The following is a 21,332-nucleotide window of genomic DNA, read 5'->3' on the forward strand; positions in this document are numbered from 1 at the left end:
TTTTTTCGATGGTATCACGTCGATCGGCTCCTCACTTCGAGATAGGTTATAAACCTCGGACGGGCAAATCTCAATACTTGAACGATCGATCGCTCCCCGATTGTCCGTAGGGGAAGGACGCTCGTTCGGCTACCAACCCCAGGTGTTTGGCGGTCGAGCGATCGGGTTCGTAGACCCCGTTTTCCCACTCGCTGATCGTCTGCCGTCTGACTCCCATTTCCGCCGCGAATTCCGCTTGCGTTAAGCCCAGATGTTGCCGTAACGCTTTGATCGCCTCGTGATTCCAGATCACCTCTCCTTTTTCCCGTTGAATGTTGTAGGTGGTTGAAAATTTCCGAAAGGTGATCGTTTGATGTTCTAGATCGATCTCCCTCGCGTGATAACCCGCTAAGATCCAAGCCTGTGCCTGTAACGCGCCTTTCTCGCGATTACTCCACCACGCTTTACGGTTTCGGGCGGATTCGGGTAAGTTTCCCTCGATTCTCGCTTCGATCTCGTCAATGGTCAGGGTGATTTCCGATCGCCGGCTATCCCGAAGATACTCGTAAAGGGGGTAATATTTACTGCCCTGTTTCATGGTGAACCGAAGTAAAACGTGTCGGGGTCGGGAGCGGTGGCGTGACGCGGACGCTCTAGAAATCCATGTACTCCCAGTATGACGGGAAAGTGGCCCCGACGCTCGATCGGATCGGTCCCGAGCGCTCTCTCGTGTTTTTTATCAATTTTTTTCCGGGTTTAGAAGAAAGGTTAGGGATAAAAAATTTTTGTAAAATAAAATCCGGGAAACGGGTTACATTTAAAAATATTCGATCGTACAAAATAAGCCCCCGCGAAAAAGGGAGCCTCTTCTTGCCCCCCCGGAAAATTTTCCGTTCGATCGAACCCTCGTCCCGCTCCCATCAATAAATATCTTAGAAAATAAAGGGTTCATCGTCCGCGATCAAGCGAGAGAGCAGATCTTGAAATTTTGACAGGGAAGGGATCTCGATCGAGATCTGATGTAGGGTTTTTAGTACATCGGGATCTTCGATCGCGTTAATCCTCTCGATCGCGGAAATCGGCACATCGGCAAAACGAACGGCTAAAACCTCGATGACATCCTCGCGTCCTCGTTGGAGAAGACCCCGCTGATAACCGATACGCTCGAAACAGGCGATAAATGGCATAAAATCTCCATTCTCGAAGTGAAAGAAAGTTAAACGTTTCGGTTAGGGTCATCTATTAAAATTATGAACGCTAAGCGGACAAATGTCAATAAGCTCGCGCTCGATCCGAATCTTCACTCCGCTGTCCCCGTCCGTTGCCGGGAACGCTTCCCGACGCGGGAAAACTCCCGCTATGATCCCGAACGACGAGGGAGATCTCGATCTACGAGAGCGCGTCGAGATTCTTCATTTCCCGAGCGCGAGCTTGGTAAGGAAAACTCGGGTTCGCTAACCCGTTTTTTTGGCGGGAACTACCGATGCCGGGCGAGCGACAACCTATAGTAAATTATAAAAAAATTTTCCCCGATCGACCATGCTCACTCTGATTAACGCCCGCGTACCGAACTATCGCGACCTCCAACAGATCGATATCGATCGACGGGGGATTATCGATCGGATCGAATCCATGAACGCGCCGGTAATCGGCGAAAAAACGCTCGATATCGCCGGGGATTGGCTCTCGTTGGGAGGGGTGGATTTACAGATTAACGGGGGATTGGGGTTAGCGTTTCCGGATCTCGAAGAAACCGATCTCGATCGACTCGACGCGATTAGCGATTATCTCTGGTCGCGCGGGGTGGACGGTTATTTACCGACGCTGGTAACGACCTCGATCGAGAAATTCCGGAAAGCGTTATCGGTGATCGATCGCTTTCTCGATCGACAGAAACAGCAAAATAAAAACACCGCGAGAGTGTTGGGAGTGCATTTAGAGGGGCCGTTTCTCAACCCGCAAAAACGGGGAGCGCATCCCGCGGAATATATTTTATATCCTAGCGTGGAAGCGATCGAGGATATTTTCGAGGAATATTTACCCCTCATTAAAATTGTCACGCTCGCGCCCGAATTGGATATGAACGGGGAAGTGGTTCGCTATTTGAGCGATCGGGGAATTATCGTTAGTTTAGGACATTCCGAAGCCAGCGATATTCAAGCGAAAAAAGCCTTTGAAAACGGCGCGAGAATGGTCACTCACGCGTTTAACGCGATGCCTTCCTTACACCACCGCAAACCGGGATTATTAACCGAAGCGATCTTACATCCCCGTGTCTATTGTGGACTGATCGCCGACGGGAAACACGTTAACCCGAATATGATTCAATTATTATTACGGGCGAGCGATTATGAAAAGGGAATTTTTCTCGTCAGTGACGCGTTAGCCCCGATCGGTTTAGAAGATGGTTTGTATCCGTGGGACGATCGACAGATTCAAGTCGTTCACGGAACCGCGAAATTATTAAACGGAACGTTAGCGGGAACGACGTTACCGTTATTGCAAGGAGTGGTGAATCTGGTCAAATGGGACGTTTGTGATGTGCCGAGAGCGATTCTTCTAGCCACGGAAGCGCCGCGAAAAGCGATCGGGATTCCCGGCTTATCGGTGGGACAACCCGCGACATTATTACGTTGGAACGATGACGATGGATTACGCTGGGAGAGGATCGATCTCGCTGACCATCTCGGTTTCTAACTGTTGGATCAGGGTATCGAGATCGATCGATAGATCCTCGAAACAATCGCGGGGAGATCGATCGGGTTTATAGTAAATTAATTTAACCTGTCCGTGTCCGATCGCCACGATCGCCACCTCGTCCTCGCGGGAATAGCGATCGACGATACCGAGAATTTCTTGAATCTGGCGATCGACCCGACGATTTAACTTCTCCAGAGCCTCGCGAGAACAACGGATAAAATGGGGACTCGGTTTCAGATCGATGCCCAATATATCTTTACTATCCTCTCCCCATTCTTGCAATAATCCCCACAGTAACCCCGCTAATTTTTCCCGATTGTCCTCGACAAAGCGATCGACCTGATAGCGCCAAAGATTCGCTTGATCATCGGGGATAGACTGACCGAATTTCATCATAATTACTTCCGATACTCGTCGCCACAATCGCCGATCGCTTGAAATAAATCGCGGGATTTATCCAGAACCGAGTTAATTTTTTGATGGTCTTCCGGGGAGAGTTGAAAATCGAAGACTTTTTTATTTTCCGCGATATGTTCCGAGACCCCGAGACGCGTGCCGACGATCGCCCCGGCCACCATCGGCTGTTCGAGAACGTAACGAACCGCCACGTTCGGCATAGAAACATGATAGCGATCGGCGATCGGTTTGAGAACCCCTAACAATTGTTGGAAGAGTTTCCATCCCCCCCACGCGTCGATCATGTTCTTGTATTTGCGGAGACTGGCCGTATTTAAACTCACGAATCCGGGTTCGGGATGATTGAGATATTTGGCGCTAAATAAGCCCCCGGTAACGGTTCCGTAGGCGAGGAGATAGATATTATGTTCCTTGCAGAAATCGACCATCTTCACGAGGGGACGACGATCGATCAACGAGAACTGTACCTGATTGGAGACGATTTTAACGCCCGCGCCGGTGATAATTTTCAGGTGTTCGGTGTCGAAATTGGTCAGGGCGAGGTGTTTGATCTTGCCTTTCCCTTGGAGTTCCGCGAGAAAATACAGCGCGTCGAGGTAGTTTTTATCGCGATAGTCCCACCAGTGGAATTGCAGGAGATCGAGACTGTCCACGTCCATCCGGCGCAGGGAGATATCGATATTTTTCTCGACGATATCGAGGGTCATTTTTCCCGGACGGGGAACCCATTTCGTAAAAGCTTGCAGGTTCTGTAACGCCTCCGTACCCCGTCGCGCCACCAACTCGCGACGGAACTCGCCGATAAAATCCTCCGCGGGACCGTAGTGATCGGCGAGATCCCAGGTGGTGAAACCCGCGTCCGTGTAAGCGAACATACTCTCGATCGCTTTTTTCGGGGCGATCGGCCCGTGGGCGCCGGATACTTGCCACATCCCGTTGAGGACGCGGCAGATATTCAGATCGGGGGTGAACTGGAATCGATCGATCGCGGACATCGGTATAACAACGGTTTCTTTCCTACTCGTGCATTGTAGCGTGGATAGTCCGGTCTCCGGTCGCGTCTTGTCGGCGAGATCTGTGACATCAAGTTAATTCTCGCCGGGACTCCCCGCGTTTTTGTAAAGATGGGCTTACCATGAAGGGAGGGAAAAGCGATCGAACGCGGACGCGAGAAGATTTCCCGCCGGCCCTCTTGACCGGATTCCCGCTCTCCCGGATGAACGATGTCTAGCGATTGTAGGGTGTTATTAATAGAAGACGAGCTTGAGAGAGTGAAATTACTGCGAGAATTACTCTTATCGGCTTCTTCTTGCTCTGTAGCGAAGGATTTATCGTTCCAGGTCTCGCCCGCGAGCGATATTCGCGAAGCGGTGGAGAAATTAGCGACCGAAAAAATCGATCTCATCCTCCTAGGGTTAGAGATCTCCCCCCCCGACGGATTGAACCCGTTGGTTCGGTTACGGGAACTCGCACGGGAGATCCCGATCGTCGTGCAGACGGCGAGTAAAGACGAGACATTAGTAGTAAAAGCCTTTCAAGCGGGCGCGGACGGTTATATCCAGCTACATAACCTCGATCGGAACCTATTAGCCTATCAGATCCGCGTGGCGATCGAGCGTCAACAGTACATTATCAATCTCGGACGGAAACAGCAGGAACAACAGCGGGAAGCGGAATTTCTCGGCCTCGAACACCTGATCGGGGATACGAAAACGAGCGTCACCGCGAAAATGTTCGGTTCCGAGTCCCTACGCGAGAGCGTTCCCGATATTTACGCCCAATTAGTCCAAGAATACGGGGAATTATTGGATCTAGCCCTAGAGGAACGCAGTTATAAAGTGGAATATAATCTATCGGATCGTTCTCGATCGATAGCCGATAAGTTAGGATTTCTGAAGGCGAGTCCCCGAGATGTCATCGATATCCACACCACCACCCTACGGAACAAGAGTCGGGATGTCCCCCTCGCGAGGGCGCAAGCTTACGTGGTCGAGGGTCGTCTTTTGGTTTTGGAGTTGATGGGCTATCTCACCTCGTTCTATCGCAAATATTACATCGGTCTTAGCAATATTAACCTGTTTAGCGATCCGAAATCATGAGTCAGTATCTTCTCAAACTCTACATCATGGGGAATTCTACCAAATCCCAACGAGCGATCGCCAACTTATTTCGGATCTGTCGCGAAGAACTCAGCGATCGCTACACGGTGGAGATTATCGACGTGTTAGAACAGCCCCAGGTGGCCGAACAGGATCGGATTCTCGTCACCCCCACCCTCGTCAAACAACTGCCTCCCCCCCTCCAGAGAATTATCGGCGATATGTCCAACACCCAGAAAGTCCTCCTCGGTCTCGATATTATCGCCAAGGACGCGAATGTGAATTAGGGGATCTAGAGAGCGTTTCGGGCCCGGGAAAAATCGGTTCGGACTAGCGGCTCGATCGTTTCCCCCCCGCGGGTACCGTCTTCTTTTCTCTCGTCCGCGAGTACAATATTCCGAACCCCCTCGGTTTCGGGAGTTCGGAACACTTTTCTCATCGATCGCCGGGGATAGAAACGCGCCGGTACTATTCGCGGCGGGATAGACATCTCTTCCCGACCCCGAAGATTCCCAAACCGATTAAACCGAAAGCTAGACCCGGTTCGGGAACCGCGGTGGGAGCTCCGATTTCCGCGCCGAGTTTGATGGCGAGCGTTTCTTCGTAGACGCTAGCATCGGCCGCCGGGAAGATGTGATTCGGATTCCCCGATAAATTATTCCCGTAAGTGATACTCTGTAGGATTATTTGATTGGCAAAAGGTAAAATCGCGATGGCGTTAATGACATCCACTCCTCCCGGCGCGACGATACTCTTGGTCGGATCGCTCACACAGGTGGTATTGGTTAAACCTTTACACCGAGCGTAATTGGAGCCGGTTCTCGGTGTTAAACCCGCGGGGATAGTCGGGACATTCTGACCGTCACTCGATATATCGATCACCGAATAGATGGGGTCAAACGTGTTATTGAACATACTGTCCGCGGTCGTTTGGAGCGCGTCCCCTATAGGGGTACGTCCCCCGACATAGGAGAGTTGGGCGGCAATTTGATTCGCGAAGGCGGTAGCGTCCGCTTGGGAGGCGATTTCGGCCCAGCCGACATTACGGACGACAGTGGTACTCGGGACAACCGTACCGAAGGTAAAGATATTGACCGCGATCCGACCCGTTCCCACCTGACCGGGTTTCAGGGTCACTCCATTGAGCGGCGCGACGAACTGATTATAAAAATTATTACTGAAAGTGTTGATGTAAGCCTGCCTCTGAATGGCGTACTCAGAAGGAGGAACACTACTGGAAGTGTCCATTAGGATGGCCAACTCTATATCAACCGCGGCACCCCAAGCTCGATCCGCCCAACCGACTAGGGCGGTAGAAAGAAGCAGAAGGCAAAGTTTTTTCATCGTTTTATCCAGGCAATTGTATCGATAGGATCGGAATTGGATATTTTTCTGGAAAGGCTCGGTAGAAAAGAGACTTCCTGAAATTGGTTTTCGAGATATTCCGGGGATAAGCGAACCAATCCAGAAATTGTGGCGTTCGACTCTCTATTTCAAAAATAGCAAAATCTTTTCTACTAATTCCATCATTTTGTTTTAAGCTTAATGTCGATTCGCAACAATTCTGTTTCCAATAATTTTCAATCAATACGATTAGTAATTAACTGTTTTTAAATGTTGTATTTAATAACGAAAAAGTAACACCGCTCATATTTAGCAAAACTTGGTAATAAATGGTAACGATCGACCGACCCGTTCCCTCGCGCTCGCGCCCCGAATCCCCCGGCGGTCGTTCCCGCGAGCGGCGAGCCTCTAGAGAATCGTTCGGCGATCTCCCCGGTCGATCGATCGCCGCGCCGCCTACAATAGAGAATCGTTCGCGGATCATCACGGGAGAACCGAAGTGACCACCCACCCCTCGATCGGGGAAACCCACTACCAGCAAGCCCGCGCCAGCCTACAACAAGCCTTCACCTGGTACGCGAGTTTCCGTCGCCACTGGAATTACCCCCCCGACCCCGAACTACAAGCCGCCGTCAAATCCGACCTGCAATCCCTCAAGGCCGCCCTGGATAAACTAGAGGAAACGGTGATCCGGGTCGCCGCGTTCGGTCTGGTCAGTCGGGGGAAATCCGCGGTCGTCAACGCGCTCGTCGGTCAGAAAATATTGCCTACCGGGCCGCTTCACGGGGTCACGCGCTGGCCCCGATCGATCCGTTGGACTCCCCCCACCGGCAAGGTCGATATCGAGTTCATCGACACGCCCGGACTCGACGAGATCGAGGGGGAAGCGCGGGCGAATATGGCCCGGGAGGTCGCCCGGAGCGCCGATCTAATTCTCTTCATCGTCGCGGGAGACATCACCCGAACCGAATATCGAGCTTTGTGCGAACTGCGAGCGGCGAAAAAACCGATTATTCTCGTTTTTAACAAAATTGACCTGTATCCGGACGCGGATCGCCGGGAGATCTTCCACCAACTCCAGAAACTCGGAACCCCCGGCGACGGACAGACGTTAGACGATCTGTTATCCCCCGAGGAAATCGTCATGGTGGCCGCCGAACCGCAACCGATCCCGGTGCGCGTCCGCTATCCCGACGGACGGGAGGCGGACGAGTGGGAAACCCCCCCGTCGCGGATCGGGGAACTCCAGGATAAATTGCTCGCCATTCTCAATCGCGAGGGACGTTCCCTGTTAGCGCTCAACGCCCTGGTACAGGCGAAAGAGGCCGAGGAGAATATCGCCCGCGTAACGATCGAACTGCGGGACGGTCGGGCCGAGGAAATCATCTGGCAATACGCGAAATATAAAGCGCTGGCGATCGCCGCCAACCCGATCGCCCCCCTCGACCTCCTCGGAGCCTCCGCGGTCGATCTCCTACTCATCCGCGCCCTCGCCCGTTTGTACGGTTTGCCGATCACCTCCCGCGAGGCGGGGAAACTCTGGCGAACTCTCCTCGTCAGTAGTGCCGGTCTTCTTCTCGGCGAGATCGCGTCCGTCGTCCTGCTCGGCTTCGGCAAAAGCGCGGCGGCCGCGGCCAGCGTTTGGGAAAGCCCGACCTCCCTAACCCTCTACGGTAGTACCGCGCTCCTGCAAGGGGGGATCGCGGCCTACGGAACCTACGCCATCGGCAAAGCGGCGAAAATCTACCTCGAACGCGGCTGTAGTTGGGGCGCGCTGGGGCCGGGGACCGTGATCGAGAAGATCCTCGCCGAAGTTCCCCCGCGAACGATCTTGTCTCGTTTACGGCAGGAATTGGGAACCTGAACGAGCGATCGAGCGTTCTGAAGCAGTGTATAGTGAAAAGTTATTCGCGGGTACCCGACCCCGGCGAATTGTTACCGACAGCTTAACGAGAAAACCTATGTCCGCGGCAGAGAAATCGTATACCCCCGTCCCGCGAGCGCGCTTGCCCCGTCGCTCGAACGCCCGGCCCACCCGACCGAAGGCCGAACCCGTCGTTCGATCGAAAAGCCCCGACGACTCCGCGACCCCGAAAAAACCGTCCGTCCCCCCCGGGCCCGGCGCGCTCGGTTTCATTCAGAAGGTTACTTCCGCGATTACCTTCTCGTTGTTGGGCGCGACCCTGGGGATCTACGCCTGGACGGTGTATATCCCGAAAGTGTGGGATAAAGAGTACGGGAAACTGGAAACCCTCCAGCGTCACGAGCGCCATCTACTCGCCACGAACGAGACCCTCAAACATCAACTCGCCGAACAGGCGGAACGCCCCGAGACCGGATTCGGGAATCCCCGACCGTTTCAGACGATCTTTTTACGTCGATCGCCGGACGCGAAACTTCAACCCGTTTCCTCCGATCGGCCCGGGCCGTCCGAGAGCGCTTCCCGCAAAGCCTACTAGATTCTCGATCGAATCCGGAACTGTCTTGTCCGGGCGGGAGAGCGGCGGCGGGATCTCGCCTCGAAAACGAAACATAGAAAAAAATCGATACATAATTCTCGATCGAAACTTTTTTTAGCCTTTACATCCGGCCGCTATCGAAAATTCTCTCGCTCCCGGACACCGAAGCTCACTCCTTACGCAAAACCCGAATGACTGTAGTGAAACGACCCCGCCCCTCTCGATCGAACCCGAAAAAACCCAGAACCGTCGCCACGGCAAGGGTTCGGCCCAAGAAACGCGCCAAAGTTCCCCGCGTGGGCGCCGGCCGCCCGATCGCGGTCTGGTTCGTGTTAGTGCTGGGGATGCTCGGGCTGGGGTGGCGTTTGTATCACCTCCAGATCGCGCGGGGGCAGGAGTTACAGAAGAGGGCGCGCCAGCAACAGACCACCAGTATCCGCCCCTATATTCCCCGTCGGGCGATCGTCGATAGTAAGGGGAACGTGCTGGCCACCGATCGCCTGATCTACACGCTCTACGTCCATCCCAAACTGTTTAGCTTACCGCCCGAAGAAGTGGCCGAAAAACTCGCCGGAGCGCTCGATCGTCCCAAAGAATCCCTTTTACAACAGTTCAAGCAGAAAGAAACGGGAGTCCGGCTGGCCGATGGCCTGACGGAATCGGTCGCCCGAGCGGTCAAACAATTATCCCTCGATGGATTGGAACTCGAAGAGCGCTACGCCCGATATTACCCGCAAGATGAAGTGGCCGCCGACGCGATCGGGTACGTGGATAAAGAGCATCGCGGACAGGCCGGCCTAGAGCGGGGATCGAGTAAACTGCTCGAACGCGATCCCTTCTCCGTCACCGCGCGACGGATGGGCGACGGGCGTATCCTACCCGCGTTCGTACCCGACGGTATCTTTCAATTCGATGAATTACAGGTAGAGGTGACGCTCGATCTCCAGTTACAGCGCGCCGCGCGATCGGCCCTGCGGGAGCAGTTGAAGAAATTTAACGCCAAACGCGGCGCGGTGCTGGTGATGGACTCGCGCGACGGCTCCCTGTTAACGATGGTCTGCGAACCCACTTTTAACCCCAACGAATACTATAAATCGAACGTTTCCCTGTTTAAGAATTGGGCGATCGCCGATCTGTACGAACCGGGTTCGACGTTTAAACCGCTCGTCATCGCCCTCGCGCTGGAAGCCGGGGTAATCAACCCGAACACGATTATCTACGATTCCGGCGCGATCAACGTCGGCCCCTGGACGATTAAAAACGCCTCGAAACAGGGAAACGGCCCGCTCGATATGGCGAGGGTCTTGCAGACATCGAGTAACGTGGCGATGGTCCAGATCGGGGCGAGAATGAATCGGAAAGATTACTATCACCGACTGCTCGGCCTGAAAATTAACGAGAAATCCGGGGTGGATCTGCCCGGTGAAGCGGTCGGACACCTGAAATCCGAGGAGGAATTCGAGAAAAACCCGATCGAGTCCGCCACCACTTCCTTCGGTCAGGGATTCTCGCTCACCCCGTTAAAACTGGTACAATTGCACGGGGCGCTCGCCAACGGGGGAACCCTCGTCACCCCCCATATTATTAAAGGATTGGTGGACGATCGGGGTCGATCGCACTGGGAACCGGATTACCCGAAGAGTAAGGTTTTTTCGCCGACGGTAACGCGTCAGGTGGTGGAGATGATGGAAACCGTCGTCAGCAAAGGTACGGGAACCGCGGCGAAGATCCCCGGCTACCGTATCGGCGGCAAGACGGGAACCGCCCAGAAAGCTAGTCCCACCGGCGGTTACTTGCCCAACGCCAAGATCACCAGTTTCGTCTCCATTTTTCCGATCGAATCGCCCCGGTACGTGGTTTTAGTCGTCGTGGACGAACCGAAAGGCGCGAACACCTTCGGCTCGACGGTAGCCGCTCCCGTCGCGAAAACGGTGATCGATACGCTGATTTCCCTCAAGGGCATTCCCCCAAGCTCCAAAGTAAGCCCCGAGGAAGCGGAAAAAGAATCCGCCCCGCGACACGATTGATCGGGTGATAAAATTCGGGAGCTTTACACTCGGGGCGATTCCGATAAGAGCCGGTAAACGATCGGACGAACGGCTCGATCGTTTAATTTTCAACGAACACTCTCGTTATTTTTTGCAGAAGGGAGGATGTACTATTCTCCCCGAGCTTTAAAATATCCTGGGTCAAGGTACTGAAATGTAGTTCCGTAAGAGGATGCTTAATAAGTTCAGATGTTGGAACGGCTTCCCCTCCTCCCTTATCATAGCGTTTTCCAATTAAATGATACACTCTAAATCCTCTTTTAATCTTTTTGTCAATAGCTTGCGCTGGCGGAATAAAATATTGAATAAAGCTTTCATTATGCTGGTCTAAACAGATGAGATCATGAATGATATTCATCGGCTTAAGTTTTCCATTATAACGAGAGACCAAAGACAGAATTCTAGAACTGTTTTCATCTTTCGCCGAACGATTAATTTCTAGAGTTCCGTTGTTCATCTCTTCCAGAATTCCCTCGCGTCCGATCAGGGTTGGGGTATACAAATTATCCGTATACCAACGGATATAAAAACTTTTCGATTCATCCACTAAATATTCTTGATCGTTGATTAATTGTTCGGGGTTGTTTTTTCTTCTTCTTAAAAATTTAAATTCTTCCTCGATTCGCTTAATATCTCGAATCACATTCTCTATATATATAAAACTATCTTTATATAAAAATTCTACCGCGACCGCTCTTACTTCCCCATCCTTGGGATTCCGAACATATAAAGCAAAAAAGCGTTTTTCAGAAAATGATGGAGGAACGATCTGTAATCCTATATTGGGGTTCGTTAAACTTTTTGCAATCCAATCTTTTATTTCTATTTCCATAAATATTTTTTTGAATTCAGGAGAAAAATCTATTTTAAATTTTTGCAAAAACTTTTCTATTTCTTGCCCATCATTTTGCTGGCTTAAATAACGATAAATAGATTCTTTTATATCTAAAAATTGTCCATCTTCAAAATCTCTTGTATCGGATAATAGATCGTTTTCATCAAGTTTACCTTCCGTGTACTTGAGAAGCGAATCAGCCTCTTTTTCTTCCCCGAGAACCTGAAATATCTCCACATTTCTCCCTTGCATACTCAAAAAATTGCCCGTATTTAAATAGTTATATTTTCTTTTTAAATATGAGTAAAAATCGACTTTTTCCTTGTTGTCTATTTGATCAAAAGAATACCAAATCTCATCTTCTGCTTGATAAGCTACCGATCCAGATTCTTCTTCTAAAATTTTATTGAAAACCAAATAATTTGTTTCTTGATTTAATTTGATACTATCCCAAGAAACAGCTTCCATGATTTTCCAAGAAACATCATCATTATTTTCATTTTCGGCTACTTGCTCGTAAAGAGTAATGGTTTTGCCAGAATTATAAAAGGTAAGATCGATCTCCTTTCGATGTTTCAAGATTTTTCTTAAAACTCGTTGTTCGGTCTCGTTTATGTCCACTCCAGTATTATTAATGATCTCTACCTTCTTGAAAGCTTGCCAGTTAACACCTGTCTCTATTTTGGTAACGAAAGGTTTTAGTAAATAGTGATCGGCCTGAAAATCAAGGGTGCGATATTCTATTTTACAATCCCGCAAGAAACTCTCCAGCTTATCCATCAAATTATGATAATGATAAAGTTGTGTTTTCTGGAATTTCTCAAAATTCTGGTCATCTTTATCAAATCTCATGAAATTAATATCGTTTTTGTGACGGGCATCAAGATCCCGTTCAAAATAATAGTTTTTCTTTTTAAAAACTACTAATTCTCCCAGGTCATCCCCGTCTACAGTTCTGTAGCGATTCGGCAAAGGCAAAAATCTTCGTCTTTTTCGAGACAAGGTCAAGGTAAGTACATTGTGATAATTGTATTTAATTAATAAATTTTGTCCCCAAACTATAAGGGCTTTTTTGTCTTTCGTCAAATTTTTAGAGTGAACTAAAAGCAATTCTTCAAATCCTTTCAAGCTATCGGCCGACAAATTTAAAGAGAGAAGATAAAATTTAAAAACAAGGTTTAAAATTCTTTCTCTATTGTCCTTGAATAAATCTTTCCATCCCGAATGATTTCTGGTTGCTGATTTCGGAGATAAAAAGAAAACTATTGGTTTTCCATAGGCAAGGAAATATTGAATATCGGAAATTTCTTGCTGAATTCCTTTGTGTAATAGTCGTTTTTGAATTTGTTTCTTGATATACTGATGACGTTTTTTGTAAAAATCATCTCGATCGGGACTTTTATAGTCAAGAGTAAAACACTCGATTTCTTTATCTATATCCCAAAGATACTGATAAATTTTTTCGGCGATTTGCTCGGGACTTAGCAATAGCTGTATCTGATTGGTTCGAGAGATATCAGATAATTCTGGAATCATTCTGTCTCGCATTTTAGTTCTCCTGTAGAATCAAAAAGTTTCTGAGTGTATGGGATTCAATAGGGAAGTTATCACTCCCAAAATAAATTAAATTTCCAGACGACAAATTTGGTGAATGCTGATTCTGTTTATCTTGAGTCGCGTGTAAGTTTAGAAGTAACCCCTTTACGGAGCTAAATTCTGGATAAGCCAAAGCAATAGATTGTAATTTGCTTTGCGTTTTTGTGACTACATTTTGAGCGAGATTGCGATCGGCTGTTCTACACCACGCTTTAACATCAATACAGAATAGTGTGTTTTCTTTTCTATAGTATAGATCGAATCGCTCGTATAGTTTATTATATTTTGTAAAGTCGCATAAGCGCTCGAAACCATAATGATTTTTGATTTTAGCTCGATCTTCGTATTGAAAAATTTCCTTTTGAATCCATAGGTCTACAAAATTTTCAGCGAAGGAAGGGTACAAGACATCATAAAAAAAGTCAAAACGAGGAATGTAAGTTCTAAAAATTTCTGGACGCGGAATTAACTCATTGTATAGCCGATAGATAGGATTAATTTGGAGAGGTTGTAATTCAAGCTCATCCTCTTCAGGATCATCGTATCTAGCGTTCATTTTGAGATTTTCAGGATACAGTCGATCGAGATAAGAATAAACTTCTGTTCCATTCAGGCTATCACTAATAATTTTAATTTCTTGACCGTATTCATCTTCTAAAGCTAAGTATGGCGTGAAGTCACATCGTTCTGGAGTACGATAAAATAAGGAGTCAATAAATTCATTCGTAAATAATTTTGATTTTCGCAATTTGTTTAGATATTGTTCGGGATCTTTAAAAACCAATCGATCTCGTACTGCTTCCCATCGCTCTACAGCTTTGAAAGCTTTTTTGTCCTGGCGAAAGTTCTCGATCTGCTTTAGCATTTCTTTTCTGTCTTTTTGAAAATCATGATAGGCTTGTACCTCGTGATAGGCATGATCTTCATAATCGACGATCGCTTGTTTTTTTTCTTCTTCTAGTACCTGTAAGTAAACGGCATAATTATTTACAGAGAGTTTGCGAATCTCGTCTGGTTCTTCTCGATTTAAATAGCCGTAGAAATTTACTAGATTTTTTCGAGTTTCCTCGTTGATAAAAATTTTAATGATTTGATTCGGAAAATCGCGTCTTTCCGATCGGCCGATCGCCTGTAGAATTTCCTTGCCCAACAGAATTTTGTGTTGCAGAGTTCGGAAAGCTTGAGCATCCGGTTTACTCAGGTATTCGTTGAAATCTTTGATTTCCAGATCGCTATCTCCAAAATGTACTAGGTTTTTCATTAAAGTAAAATGATAAAGCGGAATAAATTTTTCAGAATCTTTCGATTTCTTACCTGGTGGTTTCATTACGGTATAGTAACTATCCATTAATAAAACCAAAGAATCAAAATCTTTTTCGTGACCCTCTTGATTTTTTAGGATAGGATTCAAGCCTTTTGATGCCGACTGGTAAGCCGAGATGAAAAATATTTTTTGTCCTTTTTCTTCTACCAGTTCATCTAAATAAGTTTTTCGCTCGGTTTGATCTTGATAGTGATTGTTAAAAGATGCTTCGTACAGTATAATCTTTATACGTGTAGTGCTTTTATAGTTTTTATGATCGATGGTCAGATAATAAATATTCTTATTGTCTAGCAACTTTTCAAATACAAAGTTAGCGTGATTAATATCCTGACAATATTGAATTAATTTCGTAATCCAGTGTAGAGATTGAGTAAGAGCGAAAATTTCTTGAATTGAATCTTCTTCACAAAGGTAAAATAGAAAGCGAATAAATCTTTTTAACTCTTGTATTTTGTAAGGGCCGATCCAAGCACCATTGTTTTTGGAAAAATCTACAAAAGTTTTTAGAGTATTTTTTTCAAATCCTTCTACAACTTTTTGAGTTTCTCTATTGGGAAAAGATGACAGAGTTTCGTTAAAAAAGTTTACGGTAATCTGTCGTTTCAATTCTCGCTGTCTTCTAATCTCTTCACAAATAGCTATCTCTTTATCATTCATTTTTTGCAACGAACTTGTACCCGATCGATTGCGTAGACTATCTTGTAAGTAGCGAATATCATAACTCGTACTTAAATCGCCAATGATTCCTCCGGTTGCCGATATTAAAAAGACCACGTTACGACTATTAGCCAATATAGATTGAATTCTATACTCGGGAGATTCATTTATAGACGTGCTACCGATCGATACCTCTCTCAATGGATAGTTAACCAGATTATTCTTGGGATGTTGATAGCGAAAAATCTCTTTGATATTTATCATTGATTTATAGCTTTCATAAACATAAAGACGCTCTACATATTTGAATACTTTATTTTTTGATGCACTCTCTTCAATTTTCTTTTGAGCTTCGGTTACTTGTGTAGCCCAAATCTCTAAAGAACGAGATTGAGAGTCTTCCGCATCTAAAACATTGGCTAAAATCTTTTTGATGTCTTTGATTCGGGATCGAATTGCCAAAAGAGTATAGACTAATTCTGCTACAGAGGTCTTATCTCGCACTTTTTTATCTATAATGTGAACATGACCATCTGGAGATCTTTGTAAAAATAGTTTTTGTAGAGGCTCAAGATTATAAATATATAAATTGTTATAAGAAAAAATATTCATTAAATCATGACCTATTCTATTGTAAAGATCATGAGCTATCAAGAGACTTCTATTATTCTCGAATTTAGAAAAGACTCTAGATAACATTTCAAAATCGAGTGCGACGAGCTTATCTTTATCTTGATTTTTATAAATTTCTATAATTTTATTCATTTCTATATCTATACTCTTCTTTACACCTAAAATCTGCTTTAAAAAATTAATAGAATTTCCTTCTTGGTAAACTAACCGATAATAAGTAGACGCAAACTTCTGTAGAGAAGATTCGATCTCTTTTCCTTTTTCAAAATGTTCTTCAAATTCATGAAATGCCCCTTGGTTTTCTTTGAGAAAATCTAAAAAATCTATATTTTCTTTCTTTCTCTTTGAAAAGAAAATCGAAAATTCTCGTTTGATAGACGATAGGGCATTATTAATCGCTAGTTTCTGAGGAGAGATAATATCGATCTTCTCTTCTAGCATGATTTTATAGCCTTCTTCTTGCTCGTCAAAAGCGAAAATAAACTTTTTCTGATGATTGATACTTTCTAGGGAATACTGATCGAGATAACTATCTCTTCGTACCCACTGGTCAGCCTGGTTAGCTTTTTGTACAAAATAAGGTATTTTTGTCTCGAATTTTTTATACGTTGCCATTACTATTCCCGATCTATCTCGCAAAAGGTGAAGTGGGAAAAAAATCTCTACTAAATTTAAACACTCGGTCGTCCAAAATCTTTCATCTGGGTTGTTCTTTATAAAAAACTCTAAAAATTTTTCAAGATCGCGCTCGATCTCCTTTTTGAGGGTGTCGCTCTGATCTTTTTTTGATTTTTGATCTAAAAAATCGATTATCCGAATGTATTCAAGATTCTTGATTCTGTCTAGTGATTTTTTTAGACCGTTCTGAAGTTCTTGAACTTTTTCCTGTGAATTTCCTTTTAAGGTTGTTTGCCAAAGATTATTATTTTTAACAATTGAAGGTATCCACTTTCTATATTTCTCTATATTTTCTTCCTCCATCCTCATTGCCGATGAATTTAAAGTATAGACAGGAACATTCGGGTATTGATTTTTAACGGAAGTAGGAATTTCTAAGTGCGCTCTCAATGGAGCTATGTATATCCCGATTATTTGAGTATCGGGATGCTCCTCGATCGATTGACAGATCGCTTTAAATAATTGATGGGTTTTTCCCGAACCCGTACCGTAGTTAACGAGTTTAAGTTGGGGACGATTCTCCCGAAAACTATCGTTAATCGTTGTCAGATACGATTCGATAATTTTTTCCCGAGTGATTTCTAAACTTTGTTCGGAATTGTTGGTGTCCTCTCGCATCGCGTATCCTTTGTTTATTTTAAATCGATGATAGCGGAAATTTTTAGACCGATCGAGCGAACAAAACTTGGGCGATTCAACCCGATCGCTCACTTCTTTGTCTGCCGATCTTTTTATCGCTCTCGTTCCTAGTATCTATCTACTATAGCATGATTGTTCTAGTGACGCGCTCGATGAATCATTAAGAATTGATAAGTTAGCTTTCACGATCGACCGATCGAACATACCTTAACCGAGAGTGACATAGTTTTAGGCGTTGTGGACGAACCTCGTCCGCCCCGAAACACGATTAAAAAATCTCCCCCGACCATAAAGCCTCTAGAGAAATTGCAATATCGGGAAAAGCGATCGAACTAACCATTCCGCTTGTATACACTTCTCGATATTGATAATCCCCATCTACCGGCTGACGGAAGATATAAAGCTCCTGTTTTCTAATCGCGATCACCCAATATTCCGCGATACCCGCATTAGCATAAATCCGTCTTTTTTCTGTTAAATCTTTAGGTAGAGTCGAATCGGAAATTTCCAGAATCCAGAAAATTTCCGGCGGGTTGGGGTGATGATTCCGGTAGCGGGAGCGGGGAGGTAAAACAACCGCTATATCGGGTTCGGGTTCGGAAGTTTCTAGGGTAACGGGGCCGACCGCTCTTACCCACGCTCTCCCTTCTAAACGCCGACGGAGAAAGTTCACCAATCCCTCGTCACTATCTTTATGTAACGGGCTTTCCGAACTCATCTCGACAATATCTCCATCGAGTAATTCTACCCGACGATCGATGAGGATTCCCGCCTCGATCATGGCGTGATAATCTTCTACAGACTATTTCGCGAGAGTGATACCGGTTTTCATCGCTACCTCCACGGAAATAACGCGGGGCGCGAATTTCGCGCCCCGAATCCACTCTATCTTAGCGACACAACGCCGCGCCCCGATCGAACAGCGTCCGCGCGTAATCCGTCCAGGTTCCCTGTCCCCAGTACCGGAAACAACTCGTCTGAACGAGCAGATTGTAAAGTAACGCTTCCTGATAATCCGGTCGTCGCGTGAAACTCGGATCGGCCGCTACCAGAGAATCGTACTTCTCGTGGAACAGCGCGCTTAACTGGTTCATCGGTTCGAGAACATTCTCGTAGCCGTGTACCCAACTGAGATCGTTCGTCCACGAGGCACCGTCCATACTGAACCGGTGATCCGTGGCTTTCAATTCGGCGATCGCTTTTTCCACCGCCTCCGGAGTGGCCGAATTCGGATCGACCATCTGCCAGATTTTATGCTGGTGTACCGCCTGAATTTTCGGGTAATCGTTCGGATTCACGCCCGCGGCCTCGATTAACTCGATATACTCCGTCCCGTTAAATCCGGCCACGTTCGATCCCCCGCGGATCTCGTACCACGGATTCGGGAAGTCGCGCGGGAATTCGTTCATCATCACGCCACCATTTTCCCCGTCGGCGATCTGGGAAACCAGCGAGGGAACCGAAACGCCGCCGATCGACTGCCGCCCGCGTCCTTTCGCCTCGTGGAAAGGTTGCATCTGCGCGACCAATTTCGTATCCGATCCCTGCGTTTTGATCAACACCGTGATCTCGATGACTTCGCCTTTCGAGTTCCGCGCCACGAGACGGTTCGGAATATACTTCCGATCCTGACTCAATCCCGAACCATCGAGATTTTCTACGGAATGTTCCTGCACCAGTAACCAGCGATAGCCGCATTCTTTGAGCGCTTTCACGTACTCGTACAAAGTATCCGGGTGGTTGGGAAGGTGCATTTCCGGGGGAGAGAAACCTTTCACCCGACGGAGCGCGTCCACGCCGAAAATCGATGCGAAATAGCTCTGCCACGCTTGTATTTGCAATTTCAGGTCGGGAATCGGGGTCGAGGGAGCGACCGCGTGACTCCACATCGTCCCCAACCATTCCACATAGGGCTGATAGTAGGGATCACAGGCGAGACGTTTGAGATTATTTAAGACATCGTCGCGCCCCATCTGTACCAGACCCCAGAGGAGATTTCCCGAATAATCCAGCATAATCCGAGGATTACAGCCATCAGCGACTAATTGCGGGATCAGATCGCCCATACGACTGTAACACCACGCGAAAACGCCCGCGTTATGATTGTCGCCCTCTCCCTGATGCTCGAACATATACTGCAAATTGCAGATTAAGCCGCCATCCCATCCCGCGGGGATAGTGGGCTGGTGCATATGCAAAGCACAGGCGAAACCGGCATTAATATTATCTAGATGTAGATTGGTTCTCGGTAAAAATATCGGGTCATCGTGGTGGACGATCGCCTCGATCTCCCGTTCCCAGCCCGAAATGGCGGGTAAATCGGGACGGGTGGACGTGACAGCGATCGAGGTCGAGATAGTCGGTGTAGCGATCATATGGAATTTCCTTGTAAACGATCCCGCGCCCCGGCCCCTCACTCTCCGGCGGGCGCGCACTTTATCCTATCCCATTTATACTGAAGGAAAGTTCCGAACTATCAAGGCTTTGTAACTTGTTAACAATCCCGACGATCTGTAACAAAACGTAATCCGAACCTCGATAGCCACCTCGCGACCTTATTATCTCTGATTCCCAACCATGCTCTCGGCTATTACCGAAATTCTCGTCATCTTACTGCTCGTTCTGTTAAACGCGGTCTTCGCGCTCTCGGAAATCGCCATCGTATCCGCCCGCAAAATCCGCCTGGAACAGTTAGCCAGAGACGATAAACGAGCCGAGGTCGCGCTGAGGCTGGCCAACGACCCGAACCAGATGTTATCGACCGTTCAGATCGGTATCACCCTCGTGGGGATTTTCGCGGGCGCTTACGGGGGCGCGAATCTTTCGGCTAACGTGGCGGAATTTTTGGAAGGGATTCCCATTTTAGCCCCGTATAGTAAGGCTTTGGGACTGGGGCTAGTCGTTTTGTGTATTACCTATCTCTCTCTCGTGATCGGCGAGTTAGTGCCGAAACGTTTGGGATTGAGTAATCCGGAAAAGATCGCGATACTGGTGGCGCGACCGTTAGATTGGCTCTCGAAAATTGTCGCGCCGATCGTCAATCTCTTGGGTTTTTCCACGAATCTGATCCTACGATCGCTCGGCATCAATATCAACACGATCGAGGCCCCGATTACCGAGGAAGAGTTAAAAATCATGCTCAAACAGGGAACCGAGGCGGGAACTTTCGAGGAAGCGGAGCAGGATATGGTCGAGCGGGTGTTAGAATTGGGCGATCGACGCGTCAGTCAGATCATGACCACCCGACCGGATATTGTCTGGCTGGATCTGGAGGATTCCGCGGAAATCAACCGATCGAAGGTGATCGAGACCCACTATACCCGTTTTCCCGTCTGTCAGGGCAGTTTAGACGAGGTTTTAGGCGTTATCGAGGTGACGGATCTTCTATCGGATTGTTTGACGGGACAGGGTTTCGATCTGACGAAAGCGCTACAACAACCCCTTTTCGTCCCGGAGAGTACCCGCGGGTTAAAGGTTTTAGAATTGTTCCAGCAGACCGGCCGCCATAACGCTCTCGTGGTGGACGAGTACGGTGTGATTCAAGGGGTGGTGACGCGTAAGGATATTCTAGAGGCGATCGTCGGCGATTTACCGCGCTTGGAAGATATCGATGACGCGCAGATCGTGCGGAGAGAAGATGGCACTTGGTTACTCGATGGCACGCTGGCGATCGAGGATTTTAAAGATTTATTCGAGATCGAAGAATTACCCGGCGAAAAACAGGGCAATTACCACACGTTAGGCGGTTTCGTGATCACCCATCTCGGTCGTATTCCCAACGCGGCCGATCATTTTGAATGGGAAAGATTACGCTTCGAGGTAGTAGATATGGACGGCAATCGCGTCGATAAGATCCTGGTCGCTCCCGTCGCGGATTCTTAAGTTTTGCTGTCTCCGAACCGATATTGGTCAGGACGAATCGAT

The 21,332-nt window shown here is 47.5% G+C and carries 16 protein-coding genes and 1 pseudogene; 8 read left to right on the forward strand and 9 right to left on the reverse strand.

Annotated features, from left to right (window positions below):
* Window positions 1–70: 70 nt before the first annotated feature.
* Both V0288_RS07500 and V0288_RS07505 read right to left on the reverse strand, forming a co-directional pair.
* Entirely contained in the window at window positions 71–577 is a 507-nt protein-coding gene (locus V0288_RS07500) for a helix-turn-helix transcriptional regulator (protein ID WP_332864437.1), read from the reverse strand.
* 334 nt (window positions 578–911) lie between these two features.
* Window positions 912–1,166 (reverse strand): hypothetical protein, encoded by a 255-nt coding sequence (locus V0288_RS07505; RefSeq protein WP_332864439.1) that lies wholly within the window; start codon window positions 1,164–1,166, stop codon window positions 912–914.
* Window positions 1,167–1,518: 352 nt separating this feature from the next.
* On the opposite strand from V0288_RS07505, the gene nagA reads away from it, so the two are divergent.
* Window positions 1,519–2,676, forward strand: a complete 1,158-nt coding sequence (nagA, locus tag V0288_RS07510; RefSeq protein ID WP_332864440.1) for an N-acetylglucosamine-6-phosphate deacetylase — start codon at window positions 1,519–1,521, stop codon at window positions 2,674–2,676.
* On the opposite strand, the gene ccmS is transcribed toward nagA, so the two are convergent.
* Together ccmS and V0288_RS07520 are read right to left on the reverse strand one after the other, a co-directional pair.
* Window positions 2,632–3,072 carry a beta-carboxysome assembly chaperone CcmS gene (ccmS, locus tag V0288_RS07515; RefSeq protein WP_422661929.1) on the reverse strand — a complete coding sequence of 147 codons (441 nt, stop codon included), beginning with the start codon at window positions 3,070–3,072 and terminating at the stop codon, window positions 2,632–2,634. The genes nagA and ccmS overlap by 45 nt on opposite strands.
* Before the next feature lie 5 nt (window positions 3,073–3,077).
* On the reverse strand, window positions 3,078–4,091 hold the full coding sequence (locus V0288_RS07520) for an aldo/keto reductase (protein ID WP_332864443.1): 1,014 nt from the start codon (window positions 4,089–4,091) through the stop codon (window positions 3,078–3,080).
* A 228-nt stretch (window positions 4,092–4,319) separates the two neighbouring features.
* Here V0288_RS07520 and V0288_RS07525 point away from each other — a divergent pair, with 228 nt between their 5' ends.
* Both V0288_RS07525 and V0288_RS07530 read left to right on the forward strand, forming a co-directional pair.
* Window positions 4,320–5,195 (forward strand): response regulator transcription factor, encoded by an 876-nt coding sequence (locus V0288_RS07525; protein WP_332864445.1) that lies wholly within the window; start codon window positions 4,320–4,322, stop codon window positions 5,193–5,195.
* Window positions 5,192–5,482, forward strand: a complete 291-nt coding sequence (locus V0288_RS07530) for a circadian clock KaiB family protein (RefSeq protein ID WP_332864446.1) — start codon at window positions 5,192–5,194, stop codon at window positions 5,480–5,482. Before V0288_RS07525 ends, V0288_RS07530 begins: the two co-directional genes overlap by 4 nt.
* 181 nt (window positions 5,483–5,663) lie before the next feature.
* Here V0288_RS07530 and V0288_RS07535 read toward each other — a convergent pair whose 3' ends face one another.
* The gene (locus tag V0288_RS07535; protein WP_332864447.1) at window positions 5,664–6,539 is read right to left on the reverse strand and encodes a DUF1194 domain-containing protein; all 876 of its coding nucleotides are present in this window, start codon (window positions 6,537–6,539) and stop codon (window positions 5,664–5,666) included.
* A gap of 329 nt (window positions 6,540–6,868) precedes the next feature.
* Here V0288_RS07535 and V0288_RS07540 point away from each other — a divergent pair, with 329 nt between their 5' ends.
* The 4 genes from V0288_RS07540 to V0288_RS07555 all read left to right on the forward strand — a co-directional run bounded on the left by V0288_RS07540 (window position 6,869) and on the right by V0288_RS07555 (window position 11,025).
* Window positions 6,869–7,042 (forward strand): hypothetical protein, encoded by a 174-nt coding sequence (locus tag V0288_RS07540; RefSeq protein WP_332864448.1) that lies wholly within the window; start codon window positions 6,869–6,871, stop codon window positions 7,040–7,042.
* A complete protein-coding gene (locus V0288_RS07545) occupies window positions 7,039–8,403 on the forward strand; it encodes a GTP-binding protein (protein ID WP_332864449.1) in 1,365 nt (454 codons plus the stop codon). The genes V0288_RS07540 and V0288_RS07545 overlap by 4 nt, the downstream gene beginning before the upstream one ends.
* 97 nt (window positions 8,404–8,500) lie before the next feature.
* Window positions 8,501–8,998 carry a hypothetical protein gene (locus tag V0288_RS07550; protein ID WP_332864451.1) on the forward strand — a complete coding sequence of 166 codons (498 nt, stop codon included), beginning with the start codon at window positions 8,501–8,503 and terminating at the stop codon, window positions 8,996–8,998.
* Window positions 8,999–9,189: 191 nt separating this feature from the next.
* Window positions 9,190–11,025 carry a peptidoglycan D,D-transpeptidase FtsI family protein gene (locus V0288_RS07555; protein WP_332864453.1) on the forward strand — a complete coding sequence of 612 codons (1,836 nt, stop codon included), beginning with the start codon at window positions 9,190–9,192 and terminating at the stop codon, window positions 11,023–11,025.
* A gap of 82 nt (window positions 11,026–11,107) precedes the next feature.
* On the opposite strand, the gene V0288_RS07560 is transcribed toward V0288_RS07555, so the two are convergent.
* The 4 genes and pseudogenes from V0288_RS07560 to V0288_RS07575 all read right to left on the reverse strand — a co-directional run bounded on the left by V0288_RS07560 (window position 11,108) and on the right by V0288_RS07575 (window position 19,783).
* Window positions 11,108–13,417: a hypothetical protein gene (locus V0288_RS07560; protein WP_332864455.1), complete on the reverse strand. Its 2,310-nt coding sequence runs from the start codon at window positions 13,415–13,417 to the stop codon at window positions 11,108–11,110.
* Window positions 13,418–13,430: 13 nt separating this feature from the next.
* Window positions 13,431–17,387: a DEAD/DEAH box helicase family protein gene (locus tag V0288_RS07565; protein WP_332864457.1), complete on the reverse strand. Its 3,957-nt coding sequence runs from the start codon at window positions 17,385–17,387 to the stop codon at window positions 13,431–13,433.
* 289 nt (window positions 17,388–17,676) lie between these two features.
* Window positions 17,677–18,240, reverse strand: a pseudogene (locus V0288_RS07570) (Uma2 family endonuclease).
* A 58-nt stretch (window positions 18,241–18,298) separates the two neighbouring features.
* Window positions 18,299–19,783, reverse strand: a complete 1,485-nt coding sequence (locus tag V0288_RS07575) for a glycosyl hydrolase family 57 (RefSeq protein WP_332864459.1) — start codon at window positions 19,781–19,783, stop codon at window positions 18,299–18,301.
* A gap of 202 nt (window positions 19,784–19,985) precedes the next feature.
* On the opposite strand from V0288_RS07575, the gene V0288_RS07580 reads away from it, so the two are divergent.
* Window positions 19,986–21,290, forward strand: a complete 1,305-nt coding sequence (locus V0288_RS07580; protein WP_332864460.1) for a hemolysin family protein — start codon at window positions 19,986–19,988, stop codon at window positions 21,288–21,290.
* The last annotated feature ends 42 nt before the right edge of the window (window positions 21,291–21,332 follow it).

It is taken from the genome of Pannus brasiliensis CCIBt3594, from assembly GCF_036688125.1.
Taxonomy (GTDB): domain Bacteria; phylum Cyanobacteriota; class Cyanobacteriia; order Cyanobacteriales; family Microcystaceae; genus Pannus; species Pannus brasiliensis.